The sequence below is a fragment of the Thermosynechococcus sp. HN-54 genome (assembly GCF_023650955.1).
GTDB lineage: Bacteria > Cyanobacteriota > Cyanobacteriia > Thermosynechococcales > Thermosynechococcaceae > Thermosynechococcus.
In genome coordinates, this window is sequence record NZ_CP098039.1 from 2,676,753 (window position 1) to 2,691,830 (window position 15,078).

The 15,078-nt window shown below is 53.3% G+C and carries 11 protein-coding genes and 1 pseudogene; 5 read left to right on the top strand and 7 right to left on the bottom strand.

The genetic code is table 11. The features are described from left to right. Window positions 1–5 precede the first annotated feature (5 nt). Window positions 6–1,673, bottom strand: a complete 1,668-nt coding sequence (locus tag NBE99_RS13065; RefSeq protein ID WP_250682470.1) for a DUF3370 domain-containing protein — start codon at window positions 1,671–1,673, stop codon at window positions 6–8. Between the two features lie 480 nt (window positions 1,674–2,153). Here NBE99_RS13065 and NBE99_RS13070 point away from each other — a divergent pair, with 480 nt between their 5' ends. Then, window positions 2,154–2,882, top strand: coding sequence for a response regulator transcription factor (locus tag NBE99_RS13070; protein ID WP_206200901.1), 729 nt, complete (start codon window positions 2,154–2,156; stop codon window positions 2,880–2,882). Here NBE99_RS13070 and NBE99_RS13075 read toward each other — a convergent pair. Both NBE99_RS13075 and rlmN read right to left on the bottom strand, forming a co-directional pair. Continuing rightward, on the bottom strand, window positions 2,879–4,732 hold the full coding sequence (locus NBE99_RS13075; RefSeq protein ID WP_250682471.1) for an NYN domain-containing protein: 1,854 nt from the start codon (window positions 4,730–4,732) through the stop codon (window positions 2,879–2,881). The genes NBE99_RS13070 and NBE99_RS13075 overlap by 4 nt on opposite strands. Window positions 4,733–4,791: 59 nt before the next feature. Further along, window positions 4,792–5,805 (bottom strand): 23S rRNA (adenine(2503)-C(2))-methyltransferase RlmN, encoded by a 1,014-nt coding sequence (gene rlmN / locus NBE99_RS13080; protein ID WP_250683745.1) that lies wholly within the window; start codon window positions 5,803–5,805, stop codon window positions 4,792–4,794. A 243-nt stretch (window positions 5,806–6,048) separates the two neighbouring features. Between rlmN and NBE99_RS13085 the strand changes: the two genes are divergently transcribed. After that, a complete protein-coding gene (locus NBE99_RS13085) occupies window positions 6,049–7,020 on the top strand; it encodes a sensor histidine kinase (RefSeq protein ID WP_250682472.1) in 972 nt (323 codons plus the stop codon). Here the strand turns inward: NBE99_RS13085 and NBE99_RS13090 are convergent. The 4 genes from NBE99_RS13090 to NBE99_RS13105 form a co-directional block, all read right to left on the bottom strand. Continuing rightward, complete coding sequence (locus NBE99_RS13090) at window positions 6,950–8,113, bottom strand: glycosyltransferase family 2 protein (protein WP_250682473.1); 1,164 nt, start codon at window positions 8,111–8,113, stop codon at window positions 6,950–6,952. The two genes, NBE99_RS13085 and NBE99_RS13090, sit on opposite strands and share 71 nt — an antisense overlap. Before the next feature lie 13 nt (window positions 8,114–8,126). Further along, on the bottom strand, window positions 8,127–8,342 hold the full coding sequence (gene sipA, locus NBE99_RS13095; protein ID WP_250682474.1) for a regulatory protein SipA: 216 nt from the start codon (window positions 8,340–8,342) through the stop codon (window positions 8,127–8,129). Between the two features lie 91 nt (window positions 8,343–8,433). Continuing rightward, window positions 8,434–8,808 carry a cytochrome c gene (locus NBE99_RS13100; RefSeq protein WP_250682475.1) on the bottom strand — a complete coding sequence of 125 codons (375 nt, stop codon included), beginning with the start codon at window positions 8,806–8,808 and terminating at the stop codon, window positions 8,434–8,436. A gap of 95 nt (window positions 8,809–8,903) precedes the next feature. Further along, entirely contained in the window at window positions 8,904–10,247 is a 1,344-nt protein-coding gene (locus tag NBE99_RS13105; RefSeq protein ID WP_250682476.1) for a four-carbon acid sugar kinase family protein, read from the bottom strand. Window positions 10,248–10,473: 226 nt separating this feature from the next. Here NBE99_RS13105 and NBE99_RS13110 point away from each other — a divergent pair, with 226 nt between their 5' ends. The 3 genes and pseudogenes from NBE99_RS13110 to NBE99_RS13120 all read left to right on the top strand — a co-directional run bounded on the left by NBE99_RS13110 (window position 10,474) and on the right by NBE99_RS13120 (window position 15,032). After that, entirely contained in the window at window positions 10,474–13,743 is a 3,270-nt protein-coding gene (locus NBE99_RS13110; protein WP_250682477.1) for a helicase-related protein, read from the top strand. Window positions 13,744–13,784: 41 nt separating this feature from the next. After that, window positions 13,785–14,326: pseudogene (locus NBE99_RS13115) on the top strand (ADP-ribosylglycohydrolase family protein). Further along, a complete protein-coding gene (locus NBE99_RS13120) occupies window positions 14,307–15,032 on the top strand; it encodes a transposase (RefSeq protein ID WP_250682478.1) in 726 nt (241 codons plus the stop codon). The pseudogene NBE99_RS13115 and the gene NBE99_RS13120 overlap by 20 nt, the downstream one beginning before the upstream one ends. The last annotated feature ends 46 nt before the right edge of the window (window positions 15,033–15,078 follow it).

The window sequence follows — 15,078 nt, forward strand, 5'->3', positions numbered from 1 at the left end:
GACTCCTAGGGTGTAGTGACAGGTGTGAGGGACAGAGAATTGGGAGCAGCTGGCACTTGAGTGGTGTTCTCATAGCTAGGGCTAAGCAATGTCGCCACTGTTAGCACTTGGGGTGGGGTTGCATCGGGGGGGTAGAGTAAATCCACAGTGACGTCCCGTTTTTCACTTGGACGCATATTTAATGTAACTAAAGGTTCTCCGCGCTGACCACGCCGCTGCACCAAGTGGAGATAGCGCTCTTGAGCCTGTCCCAAATCATCGGTAAAGCGGACGCGCACCGTTCCTCGGAAAAACACTTGGGGAGGCGGTGGTTCCAAAAATTGCAGCGTCACACTGCGATGATCCTGCTTGACAGGGGTTTGCAGCGTCAGCACCACCGACTGAAACTGGCGGGTATTGTTGACCAAGGGCAAGGTCAAGCTATAGTGGACGCCGTAATTGCCATGGGCGTAGTAGGCCGTGTCTGGATAGCGTACCAACATGGGTGCACTTTGAATTTGGCCAGTGCCAAGGGTGCCGCGGTACAGCGTACTAATCCCATAGGAGATGGCTCGCCCCGGTGCCGGAATCGTTAAAGCTTGTCCATGGGTTTGGCCATCGGTCAGCGTGGCTTGCCAGCGAGAGCCTTGACTGACACCAGCAACACGGCCATAGAAGAAGCGACCAAAATGGTTAGCGTTGGGGGGAGTGGGTGGAATGTCGCGGGGCGTCACCAATTGACCGCGATGCAGCATTGCCCACCATTCCTCTAGGGTGGGCGCCCGTTCGGTGCCCTGCTCGTTCAGGCGGGCAAACATGGACATTTGCGCCAGATAAATCGGGCCATTGCTCTCTAGATACATTAAAGTAGAGCGGCCATTGGAGGAAGAGACCTCACCAAAGGGACTGGTATCTGGGATTAAGGGCAACTTGGGGCCGACGGTGCCATCGGCATTGAGCATGAACTCTGCGCGGACGCGGTTCAGCACCGCATTGGGAAATTGAGTGGGCAACGGCAGGGGGAGATTAGCCAGCATCCGAGCTTCGCGAGGGGGAATCGTCACTTGCGAGGGAAAGAACGTCTGCCGCACGCCCCGTAGCACTTGGTTGGTGACACGACTCCCCGGCCCTGAGAAGACAAAGCCCGTGGGGTTATCGAGGATTGCGGGTAAATTGCGGAAAGGGGCATCAGGGGTGCTTAAAAAACTGGCGGCTTGATGAAATCTCACCGTGACATAGCGATCCGTTGGGTTATAGGCCAGCAGCCCCAAATAGAGGGTTGGCGTACTCACCGCCCGATTGGATTGGGTAATGTGGTGGGCAAAGACATCAAAGCGTCCCTCTAGGGGATAGTTGAGGTGAGCCGCCGGTTGCCATTTGCCGTGGGGTGGAAAGGTGGAGAGGAGAATCCCCTCAGAGCGCACCATCTCTGGACTGTTGCTGTTAAAGACCGGCACATCATCTAATTGGCCGGGAAGTGGACGAATGTCTTGGGGAAAATAGGCGAAATTGGTGGGTGTGACGTAGGCCGTTGCAGCGGGTGGGGAAGGGACTTCAGGGGGTCTTACGTTAACGGGTACGGCATTGGCCTGAACAACAACATTCGAGCGAGGCGAATATTCCTGTACAACGGTGAATGAATGTTGAGGTGGAGTTGCTAGAGCGGCTTGTGCCACAAAAATGGGAGCAAGCATATTCGATCCAAACCACAGCATTGCATGAGTGAGCAGTTCGCAAAGTGAGGACAGGATAATCGTTTCTGCCCAAAAGTTGCATTTCCAAAGTATAGCCTAGGTTTGTGGAAAATCCGCTGAAGACCGCATAAAGCTCGCGGCATGAACGTACTTCCAGTTTAGGTTGTTCCGCGTAATGCTAGCCTAGAATTGGGTTTCAGACTGCGCCAAGTGCTGATTAGAAAGTGGCCTAGGCCAATTTTAGCTCGTTAAGTGTTCCATAGACTGAACAGGCTTAACACTGTACAAGCTGATGTAGGACAGTATCTTAGCTGCTGGATACACCCCATATTTTAGAAAGGGTCTGTATCCGTAGATTGGCGTCAAATATTGAGGAAATCTAAAGAAACTCAACAAAGTCTTAAGGTTTTTGCCGCCATGTTTATAATTCTCTCAGAAGCGGTAGTTGGCCGCCCGTGAGGATTGAGTACCGTCAACTTTATGAAGCCCCGCATCTTAATCATTGATGATGACCCTGCGATCGCTGACGTTTTGGCAATTAACCTGCAAATGGCGGGCTACGAGGTCACAAAGTCCTTAGATGGGATGCAAGGGCAAGCCCTCGCTGTGCAACTCTCTCCCGATCTCATTCTCCTTGACCTAATGTTGCCCCAAGTGGATGGCTTCACCATTTGCCAACGCCTGCGGCGCGATCCGCGTACCCAAGATATTCCGATTTTGATGCTGACGGCTCTGAGCCAAACCCACAACAAGGTGGAGGGGTTTAATGCGGGTGCCGATGACTATCTCACCAAGCCCTTTGAATTGGAGGAAATGCTGGCACGGGTACGTGCCCTCTTGCGCCGGGCCGATCGCATTCCCGCCACGGCAGGCCATCGCGAAATCCTCAGCTATGGGCCATTAACGCTGGTACCAGAGCGGTTTGAGGTCTCTTGGTTTGGCAAAATTATTAAGCTGACGCGCTTGGAATTTGAGCTGCTGCACTGTCTGCTGCAACGCCACGGCCAAACGGTCTCTCCCAGTGAAATTCTTAAGGAAGTCTGGGGCTATGATCCCGACGATGACATTGAAACAATTCGCGTCCACGTTCGCCACCTGCGGACAAAATTGGAACCGGATCCGCGGAATCCCCGCTATATCAAAACCGTCTATGGAGCTGGCTACTGTCTCGAATTGCCCAGTCAGATTGAGCCACCATCTGCATCTTAGGTTGGGTTGTTCGGGTTCGGCAGTTTTAGAGGCCTGAGGGGAACCGCTTGGGCAAAGACCTGCTCATTGATGGTTTCGCCAATCTTGCTGAGACGCGCTTCCACAGCTTGGCGAAAACGAGTTTGTAGCTCGATCACCAAAGTAGCAAAATCCTTGATGGCAGGGTTGAGGGTGAGGGTGTTCGCTGTTCGTATGAGAATACCCGCTCTGACATAGTTGGCGATCGCCCGCTTGATTCCAAGCTTACTAATGGGCTGCTCTTGGCTGCGGATCTGCTCAAAGATCGTATGGATGATTTTTTTCGAGGCCATATTGCGGGGGCGATGGGCAACCAACCAACGACCCACCTCAGCCAAAAGGGGATCCCCTGCCACTTCGTGGGCAAAAATGCTGCGATAAATCGAGATGGTGTGAATATTCTGTGGCTCGTAGGTACGGACTGTGCAGTGTTCGGGCAGCTGGTCTCGCCAGCAGAGAACGGCCTTGCGCAATTGACTATTTACAGCAATGCAAACCGGTAATTGCTGCTGATCTGCTAGGTAACCCACCCACTCTGAGGGCTTGAAGAAACCAAACCGTAGTGGCTCCAGTTGGGGAATGACCGCTTTAATATCTAAAAAGACGGTATCAAAGGTGATTCCCTCTACTAATTCTTGGCGTTTTGCGGCATTGCTCGTGTAATAGGACAACAGTTCCAGCAGCTTTTCTGTTTCCCGTTGGGAGATCGCACCCAGCGGAATTTGATCATAGTTTAGCGGCTCAACGGGCAAGGGAGGCGCCAATGCGGGTGCAACGGCTGACCCATGATTCTTGCCATTGGCTGGATGAGACGGCTGGGGTGAAGGTGTGCCATTTCTGCCATTGGTTGCTGGGGCAATGAAAGGATTCTCAAGGCAGATAAATTGGTGGCACACTCGCTGAAAGCTATCACTGGCGGCATTCCGATAGGCACAACCAATCACGGTTTTACCGTAGTCCCGTAGGCGCAGGGCAATGGAGCCAAAGCCACCATCACCGGAGATGAGCACAAAAGTATTGATGTCGGGATACTCGTAGATGAGGGCAATGGCGTCAATGGCAAGTTGAATGTCCGCTGCATTCCGCTGGTCACGATTGCGACCATAGACCCCTACCCGCTCGATTTGTGATTGCTCTAGTTGTTCGTTGAGAGCTTGGAGAATTTGATTTTGCCAGTTGCCATAGGCTCGCTGGATTGCGATTTCCCCTAGATCAACGACTTCTTTAATGGCTTGGAGAATCTTGTTGAGGGAAATCAGCTCATTGACTTTGGCCGGATCGAGTCGCTGACCCTGATTAAAGACTAGGTTCTCGATGTCGTAGAGGACGGCAGTTTTTAGGGTTGTGGCGGGAGGTTGAGGTTTCTGGAGCAATGTCTGAATGTTTTGGAGAAGAGCGCCCTGAGCGTTAATGGTTTCCAAGAGGGGGTCAAGCTGCTGCCCTAGATCAGGATTGGGGGAGCAACGTGCCAATTCCTGCCTCAGAGTTTGTAAGGTTTGTGATACTTCCTCCTGCATGGGGCACAGGGCTTTCGGAAGCGTTTGGTGCAGTTGTTCTTCCAGATCACTGAGCTGTTGGCCTTGTTGCTCTAGTGTTTGGAGGAGAAGTGTCTTGAGTTCCGTAGTCGCTGGGGAGGATGAGAGAAATGTGTGAATATCTCGAATGAGGCGATCGCTACGACGTTGGTTCTTTTCAATGAGCGGAGCACCCGCAAGGGCACCGATACCACTCCCTAAAAGGGTCGCTAAGGGTTGTTGGGGTTGAATTAGTGTGGCAATACCACCAAGGGCGATCGCGCTAACAGGAGCAACAAACCAAAGCTCTGGCTTCATTCAAAAGGGAAATGTAATGGAAATAACACGAGTTAGAAAATTATGATAGCAAAAAACGTTTAGGCACTGAGTTGGGCTTGACGCAGTTGACCACAGGCGGCCTGACGATCTAAGCCTCGCGATCGCCGAATGCTCGCAGTGACCCCTAGGGCGTGCAGTTGAGTCAAAAATTGCCGTAATCGCTGATCACTAGGACGCTGGTAGGTTGCTTCCGCAATAGGGTTGTAGGGAATCAGGTTCACATGGCTTTGGAAGCCGCGCAAGAGCTGTGCCAACTCCTCGGCGTGCTGGGGGCGATCGTTGACCCCCGCCAGAACCGTATATTCAAAGGTGACGCGGCGACCGGTGTGCTCGACATAGGCACGGCAATCGGCAATCAGTTGGCCGAGAGGGTAGTGCTTGGCACTGGGAATGAGCTGCTCCCGTAGGCTTTGGTTAGGCGCATGGAGGCTGACAGCAAGGGTGGTTTGCAACTGATATTGGGCAAGTCGCTGAATTTGTTGGGGAATGCCGACCGTCGAGATCGTAATGTGCCGCTGACCAATACCAATATCGCGATTCAAACAGGTGACCGCTTGGATAACGGCAGGTAAGTTTAAGAGTGGCTCTCCCATGCCCATAAACACCACATGGCTGACTCGGTGCCCCATTTCACTTTGAATGGTCAATACCTGATCGATGATTTCATGGCTAGCCAGATTGCGGCGATAGCCCCCCTTCCCCGTGGCACAAAAATCACAGGCCATGGGGCAGCCCACTTGGGAAGACACACAGACCGTCAGGCGATCGCCACTGGGAATGCCCACGGTTTCAATGGTTTCGCCATCGGCTAAGGCCAACAAAAGCTTCACGGTGCCATCTTGGGCATCATGGCGATAGCGAATATCTGAGCGGCCAATCTCTACGTCGGCGAGGGCATCCCGCCACTGTTGGGGAAAGACAGTAATGTCTTTGAGCGATCGCACTCCCTTTTGATAGAGCCACTGATGCAATTGCTGTGCCCGATAGCTCGGCTGCCCTTGGGCTTCGACCCATGCTTTGAGTTCTGCTGCGGACTGTCCCAGCAGTGCCATAGTGTTCAACCGCTTCACGTCCCCTTGATCCTAACAAACTGCCAACCCGCCCTTTTCTAAAACAGGGGGCACCAGAAGAACGCTGAGGCGCTGGGACAATTGCTTGGCAGTTTTGCTAAGAGGATTTAACCTTTCTCTTTCTGAAAAGGGTTGACCGCGAAAATTTGTCCTAGGCTAAAGAAAGCCCCCGTCGAAAACTGTATTGATAACCTTAAGAAAAATCACGAAAAGGGTTGGTTTGAAATGAATACGCAATCCTGTTGCCCTGTGGAGATAGAAATTACTGAGGCTCCCCCCCTTTCAACCCAACAGGAAACCCTTTTGGACATGCACAGTGTCCTGAATACCCTTAACATTTTGCTGGGGGAACTGCAATTTTTGGAACTGGAACTCGATGATTGGGAAGTCTTGCAGCCCAGTCTCAAAAGCCTTGAGCAACTTGTGAATGTCTTGGGCGATCGCCCAACCATTTTGGCCTATCTACAGCAAATCAGTGATCTACGGGCAGCAATCACCGGCAACATTGAAACTGCACTGGCTCAACATCCCGACAGAGCCACAACCCCCGATGTGCAGGAGGCGGTAGCCAATATCCAATCGGTCTTTAATGTGGTGGAGGTGCGAGTGCAACAACTCCTCGCACGGGAAAAAGCCCCTGAGGCTTGGGTAGAGGTTCCTATTGAGCAATTGCAGGCTCAGTTTGAGCAGGTCTTCCAAGCCATTGAGAAAAATAGCAAGGGGCGCTACCGGATTCTGCACAATATTGCCGCTCAAGGCGCCTCAGATTATTTTCTCACCTTTGATATTCAGACCCCCAATGGTCGCACCGTTTTGATGCCCCCCATTTTTGAAGATGTGATGCGAGATTTGATTGCCAATGCCCGTAAATACACCCCTCAAGGGGGCAAAATTATTGCTGGACTCGTGCAAACCCCTGATCATCTCAAGTTTGTGGTCGAGGATACCGGCTGGGGGATTCCGGTTGAGGAAATTCCCAAGGTGGTTGGCTTTGGCTACCGCGGATCCAATGTGCAACATCGCCGCACCATGGGGGGCGGCTTCGGGCTGACAAAGGCATTTTTTGTAACGAAGCGCTTTCAAGGACGGATGTGGATTCGCTCGGCAGCCGGGGCGGGCACTCGCATTACCCTTGATTTGCCGATGCCGTCAACAGTTGTTGCAGGTACCTCTGAGCGGGGGGATAGTCAGGGTTAAATTCAAGGGTTTTTTGAAAATAGGCAATGGCGCGATTGCGGAGCACGCCCTTTGGGCGATCGCACTCCTGAAGCGTCATATAGGTAAAGCCGAGACTATAGGCAGGTTGGGTGGTCATCCACTGGCGATCAAAGGGTTCAGCGCGATCGTAGGTTCCCTGCTCAAAGAGATCCAAACAGCGGTGAAAGTAGGGCAAGGCTCCCCGATGTAAGCCCAATTCAAAGATGAGTAACCCCGCCACATACAGCAGGGGCGGATAGCGATCAAAGAAACGTAGGCCATAGCTGAGGTAATACTGAGCCGTTTCGTAGTCCTTGGCCTCAAAGGCGCGGTAGCTCACCCAAAAGAGGAGATGACGCAGCCATGTGGTGTCCTTCGGCAAAACTCCCTGTTCGACGGCAGGGGCAATCTGCTCAAGGGCTTGTTCGTACCATGCTTGGGCGCGCTCGCCATCGCCACAGGCGGCATAGTGATCCCCAAGGCACACCAAGTTTTGCAGTCGGCGATCGCCCTGCTGCACCATTTTTTCGAGAATCGGGATATTGCGATCCCGAATCTTTGCCAGAAACTGCTCCGGAGTCTGTTGGTTGTGGTGGATGAGATAGACCCCCTGCAATTGACCGACCACGGCTGGGCGTTCGCGGTAATAGAGTTGTTCATGGAGTGCGCCCGCAAAATGGAGATCGGGAAAGCGACGGCCAAAGCGGACATTCCAAAACTCACTCCAGTTGAGATTCGCCGCCTGTTCACGACGCAGCAGACTCCACTGATTGATGGTATTGGCACTTTCAGCCGTCAATTGGTCTCGCCATTGGGGATCCGTAACTACCAATTCTTCATCGGCATCAATGTAAAAGACCCACTCCCCGCTTGCATGGGCTAGGGAGGCATTGCGGGCGGCAGCAAAATCCGCTGGCCAGACAATGGCATGGACATGGGGGGTAAATTCGCGGGCAATGGCGATCGTCTCATCTGTCGAACCCGTGTCCACAATAATGAGTTCATCCACCCAAGGCTGAACCGACTGCAAGCAGCGCCGTAATTGATGGGCTTCGTTTTTGACAATCATGCACAGGGACAGCAGTGGAGCCATGGCAGCGAAGGCACTACAGCCGCTTGAGATACTTGGCTTCCAGTAAAAAGGCACCCCGCTCTAGCCGTACGACCCAATAGTTCCTTGGTTGCTGGCCGAGGATCACCCCTTCTTCACCGAGGGTGAGGATACTAGCCGGGCGTAGCATTGGCATCGGTTCTGCTGTTTTGACGTAAGGGGGGAGTTCCACAAGGCGAACGCGATCGCCCACCGCAAAGGCTTCTTCCATTCCCACCAAAGGATCTCGAAATTGGTAATGCTGATAACACAATTTTCAATTTAATATACTGGCTTCCCCTGTGAGATTTTTGTCAAAAGTTTTAGAGTGTCTTCAAGTAGCTTAATAGGTCGGCCATGTCTTGGGGCTGAGCCTGAAATTTGGGCATGGGAGGGGTGTTGCCGCTAATAATTTGCTGAATGAGTTGCGCTTGCGATCGGCGGTGGCTAATCTGCACGAGGCTAGGGCCGACTTCTCCTTTACCATCGATGCCATGGCAGCCGGCACAGTTGAGGATAAAAATTTGTTCGCCTCGCGTGGGATCACCGACGGCAGCTCGCACCGATTGAATGTAGGGATCCTGCAGGGGCAACAGCAGTGACACGCCCCACCCCCCGGCCACCACCAGCACTGTCAAGACGGGCAACAGCCACCGCCATACCGTTGATCCAGTCCCCACTGTGTTGACTAAACTCATTCACTTATCGGGAAAGATTAAAAATTGTTTATTATTGTTACAACAGCATTCTAAACCCTGAACCCAGCCAGATTCAAGCGAGTGGGTAATAATTCCTAAACTGCGGTGCCACTGCCCTGAAAGCGATGGTAGACCGTGCGCAGTGCCTCGCGATCGCCAACATTGCCGGGGAACAGCACCACTGGTAACTCTGGAAAACGAGGATGATCAGCACCTGTGCGGACAACGGAGCAGCCCGGAATCACTTGCCCCAAGAGGCGAACCGTCGCTAGGTTTAAGCCCTTACTCAGCACATCGTTAGAGGTTATGCCCCCCTTGCTGATCAGATAGCGCAAATCAGCGGGCAATTGTTGGAGAATCCCCATGAGCACCTCGGAAACCCTCTGCCCAAAGGCTAACCGTGTCGCCGCATCCGCAAAGGTGAGTTCCTCACGACTGGTAAAGATGACGGGGGTTTTCCCACTGGCGATCGCCTGATCCACCGCCGCCAAGACTTCCTTGATGATGTCAGGTTCAGCCGCCGCACTGTCGCGCAATCGTGCTACCGGCACTTCAATAGCAAAGACCGTCGGTTCTGTCAGTAATGCTGATAATTGTTCAGTGGTTTTGCGCACGTGGGAACCCACTAAAACCGCACCATAGCGGCCGGGGCGGCAATAGGTAGCCATTGCTTCTGGGGGGGTGGGCTGGGGGGGAAGCTGCGCCAAGGCTGTGAGCAAACTGGCAGCACTGCGGAACAAAAAGCGTTTCCCTTGACCAGCCAGCTGGAGCACAGCCGCAGCAAATTGATCCAAATCCCCTTGAGTTTCAGCATCCACGACAGCACAGACATTTCCCTGCAATTGAGCCAAACGATCGCGCAGAGCTGCTGGGTTTTGCAGATCCGCCAGTAAAAACCGTTCCACAGCGGTCGCTGGAATTCGCCCTTGAGTCTTTTCGGCCACATAGTCGGGCAAATAGCTGTGGTGGTAGCCAAAGACGGAATCGCGGGCAAACTCGGTTTCATGGACGGGTATGGGCTGACCATCCACAATGAGATAGTGCTGGCTATCGCGGGTAATGCGGCCGCCTTCTAGAAAGGCTGGCACCAGAAAATGGGCATCAAAGGGACCGAGTTCAGCAGCAATTACGTCAGTTTCCAGAGGATAGTGGCCGCGTAGGGTGGAGTCAGAGCGGCTGACAACAATGTAATCGGTTGTACCGGTTTGGGCGATCGCCTCCTTCAAATGACAGCAGACGGTGCGCGCGACCTCCGCTGCGATTTCTGGCGGCAAGGCACGGGTATTGGTAAGAATAAAGAAAATCGACACAGGATCGGTGAGGCCGCGACAGAGGGTATCCACATCCCAGCGGGTCAACAGCAGGCAACTGTGCACCGTTTGCGAACCGGTGGGGTCATCATCGAGGACAATAATTTTTGGGCGCGTCACCGCGGGCATCTCCGACACTCTATTCGTTTGCAGTTTATCATTGGGGCGATCGCCCCTCCGATTTTTTATCTCGACAGAGTAGCAGGTGCGGGCTAGAACGCCTCCTCCTTTAGAAGGAGGATTGGTTACAATTGCAGTTGCCAAAAAGACTCATTTCCTGCTACCACTAGAAACAACCCCCTAGGCTTCATAACCGATGAATCCCTCAGAGTACTCTCTTCTCATAGATCAGCGGTTGGAAGCACCTTTTTGGCCAGAACCCGTCAAGGTCATCCGTATCGAGGCCTTGGGAGACGCCTATGAAGTGTATGCCCTTGGTCTGGAGACCGAGCAATTACATCCCAGGGTATTGGAGCTGTCACAAGTACAGGAACTCTTGGTTCAATGCTTACCCCAACAACGGTTTGATGGTGACGCGGAGCTATTTGCCCTTGGTATCGAAGCCTATCGCATCCGTTTGGGATACACCTTTGATCCTTTCTTTGCCGTTTGGTCAAGTCGGGTAGATCCCTTGCCCCATCAACTAGAAGCGGTCTATGGGGTGCTGCTGAAGCGATCGCGGGTGCGCTGTCTCTTGGCTGACGATCCGGGGGCAGGAAAAACCATTATGGCTGGGTTATTTCTCAAGGAACTGAAATATCGCGGAGTGGCTCAGCGCATTCTCATCGTTACCCCCGCCAACCTGACGGATCAATGGCGCCGCGAGCTAGCAGAAAAATTCAATGAAAAGTTCACCGTCGTCGATCGCCACACCAGTAGTGCCCACTACCAAGAGAATGTCTGGCAGAAATACCCCCATATTGTTACCAGTCTTGACTTTGCCAAGCAGGAAACCTATCGCAGCGAACTTCAACAGAGTCAATGGGATGTCGTGATCGTGGATGAAGCCCACAAGCTCTCGGCCACTCGCTATGGCACCGAAGTGAGAAAATCCTTGCGCTATCGTCTAGGGGAAGTCCTGAGTCAAATCAGCAGCCACCTCTTGTTTCTAACGGCCACCCCCCACCCCGGCAATGACGATCGTTTTCGCCTGCTCTTGAATCTTTTAGACCCTGATCTTTTTGCCACCAACAGTCTTTTGCAGGAAGCGGTAGAAGCGGGCGAGAATCCCCTCTTTTTGCGTCGTCTCAAGGAGGACATGGTGGATTTTCAGGGCAAGCCGCTATTTCCACCGCGCTATGTCCACACGCCAGCCTTTGAGCTATCTGCTCCTGAGCAGCAGCTTTACAACGCTGTCACCACCTACGTGCGGGAGCACTTCAAGCGAGCGTGGGAAGAAAAACAGTGCACCATCGGCCTTGCCATGGCAGTGCTTCAGCGGCGCTTGGCCAGCAGCACCTATGCCATTAGTCGTTCCTTGGAAAATCGCTGGAAACGACTGCGGGAACTGCAGGAAGTCGTGATGCGCGACCCTGTGGCGATTGATGTGGAGGAACTGGAGGACATCCCAGAGAGCGATCGCTGGCAGCTTGAAGCCGAACTCAGCGAAAAAGTCACCCTCGCCCGTAATATCCACGAGTTGAAAACAGAAATCCGTGCCCTAGAGCAGCTTGTGCAGATGGCGCGTGGCCTTGCCCAGCGGGAACAGGATACCAAGTTTCAGGAGTTGCTGAAGCTTCTTGTCAAACTCAAGGGCGAAAAGCTCTTGGTCTTTACCGAGCACAAGGACACCCTTGATTTTTTAGTTGAGGCCCTCAGGAAACGGGGCTACCCAGTCACTTCTATTGATGGCTCAATGCGTCTTGAGGAGCGGGTGGAGCGCGAGCGGAAATTTCGGGATAACGCCCAGGTCATGGTGGCCACAGAAGCTGCCGGGGAGGGCATTAACCTGCAATTTTGTGCCGTGATGGTAAATTATGACCTGCCTTGGAACCCCACCCGTTTGGAGCAGCGCATGGGGCGGGTTCATCGTTATGGCCAGCGCTATGAAGTCAATATTTACAACCTCGTTGCCGCCAATACCCGTGAGGGGGAGGTGCTGAAGCTGCTGTTGGCCAAACTGGAGGCAATGCGCCAAGAATTGGGGTCTGACCGTGTCTATGATGTGGTTGGCGATCTCCTACAGGATATTTCCCTTGAGCAACTGCTCCTTGAGCATCTGCTGGGGCGGCGCCGCCTTGAGGAGATTCAAGCGATGGTGGAATCGCGGTTGCACCCCAGCCGCCTCAACTACATTCGCGAAATTACCCTAGAAGCCTTGGCCAAACGGGAAGTGGACTTAAGGCACCTGCGCCAAGATCTCAGCCAAAGCCAAACCCAACGCTTGGAGCCTGAATATACGGAACGCTTTTTCCGCCGTGCCATGGGGCGTTTAGGGGGAGAGGTGCGCCAGCGAGCGGAGGGCTTATTCAGCGTACGGCTACCCTATGAGCTGCGCAAGGATCGCAATCTCCCTTCGGAATATCCACGAGTCACCTTCGATCCGCAGGTGCAACCCGCTAAGGCCTACCTTGATGTGGAACTGTTGACGCCCGGACATCCCCTCTTTGACCCGGTGGTGACGGAAGTCTTGCGGTTGGCGGAACCTCACTTCCAGCGGGGGGCAATTTTTGCCGCGCCGAATGTCCATCGCCCTTTTTACCTGGGCTATTTGGTGTTGGGGATTCGCAATGGCTTGGGTCAGATGGTTTCGCAGCGGCTAGTGGCCTTGGCTGATCAAGGAGACGGTCAGGTTCACTCGATTCCCCTTGCCTTTTTGGTGGACGCCGTGCCTGCCCAAGTGCCTTCCCTACCCTCAGCCCCACAGATGGGTCAACAATTGCGACGCTGGGCTTCTGAGCGCCTACTTCCCAGTTACAAAACGGAGGTTGCTAATGAGCAGCAGCGGGACATTGAGATTCGCCGCAAGTATGGATTGCGCAGCCTCGACCATTTGATTCATGAGTCCAGCAGAAAGCTAGCAGAACTGAAGGTGCGGGCGATGACGAAGGGAGAGGATGTGCGCTTGCCAATTCAGAATGAGGAGCGTCGCGTACAGGAACTGCAACACCGCCGCCAAGCCCTAGAGACCGAGTTGGCGCGATCGCAACATCTCACTGCGGATGGCATCACCCTTTTGGCTCAGGCCTATGTGATTCCTTTACCAGCTACCGTGGATGAGGACGACCCCCAAATACGTCAACAGGTGGAACAGGCGGCTATGCAAGTGGCGATCGCCTTTGAGCAGCAACAGGGACGCCACCCCCATGATGTAAGTCAGCAAAATTTGGGCTATGACATTGAGTCCAGTGGCCGCTGCATTGAGGTCAAAGGGCGAGCCGGTGTCGGGGCGGTGGTGCTCACGGCTAATGAGTGGATTACGGCAGGGCGACTGGGGGCAGATTATTGGCTCTATGTGGTGACGGAAGCGCTCAGCCAACCCCAACTGCACCTTATCCAGAATCCAGCCGCAAAGCTTAAGCCTGGTGAAGAGGTAGATGTCGTGCGCTACGTGATTCCGACAACAGACTGGCAGTCTTGGTCACAATCAGCAGCATTTGATGCAAATAATAGTAAAAATTCTTGAGAAGTTTAGATGAGACGTTTAGAGACTCTCGATCGCCCCCTATGAATACTGAATACGTCGTCAATGGATTATTGGGTGCCTGTTTAGGGGATGCCCTTGGTGTACCTGTGGAATTTAGCACTCGCTCGGAGCGCGATCGCGACCCGGTGGTGGATATGCGCAGTTACGGTACCTATTACCAGCCGCCGGGAACATGGTCGGATGATAGTTCGCTGATGCTCTCTGTGGGGGATTTGACCTAGAGCAGATTGCCGCTAAGTTTCTCGCATGGTACGCCGAGAATCTCTGGACCCCCTATGGCACCGTCTTTGATGTCGGTATTGCCACCCGTCGCGCCCTGATGAAGTTAGAGGCAGGGAATTCGCCCCTCACCTCCGGTGGCACTGACGAACACAGCAATGGCAATGGCGGTTTGATGCGCACGCGCCCCCTAGAGGAAGTGCATCAGGTGTGTGGCATCACCCACGCGCACCCGCGATCGCAACTGGCCTGTGGAGTCTATGTTTTCTTTGCCATTCAACTTCAACAGGGAATGACCTCCATGCGTGCCTACGAGGCAACGATTGACTGGGCAAATACGTGACCCCTTTGCTGCCGAACTGCCGCACTTTCAACGCATCCTCAGCGGCAAGCTGCCCCACCTTTTAGCCCCCACGGTTGTCCCCCGTCGTCCTTGGAAACTGGATTGGGCGGCCTTAGCAGCGGATGTTGCGACCCATCCCGATGACCGTTTAATCGACCGTGCCCAGCGATTTGGCGTACAAGTTTCCACCATTAGTTACGCCCTCGATCAGATGGGCATCACCCAAAAAAAAACAGATGCGTTACCAAGAACGGTGTATATCGATGAGACGGGGTTTGGCTCTCGGGTGGAGTGTGAGTATGGGTGGTCAGCGCGAGGGCAACGGATTGATGGAGAGCGAGCGGGGAAGCGTAAGAGAAGAGAGAGTTTAGTGGCGGGACGGTATAGACACCAGAAAGACTTCATAGCGCTGATGCTGTTTTCAGGATATTTGAATGCGTTAGGGTTTGTGAGCTGGCTAAGTCAGTACTGTTTGCCGGAGTTAAAGAGACCTCCGCTGTTGATTATGGATAATGCACCGGTTCATCCGAAAGGGGCGATTCAGGAAGCGGTCAAAGCGGCGGGTCACGAGGTGTTATTTTTACCGAAATACTCTCCTGATTTGAATGTGATTGGGCACGACTTTAGTGCGTTGAAGCGAGTGCGGATGTATGCAGGCTCAAACTGTTCGATTGATGAAGTGATTCGCAATTATTGTGCTGGATAATGTCTCATTCTTTATTGGAATAACTATAATTTTAGAGCTAGTGGAT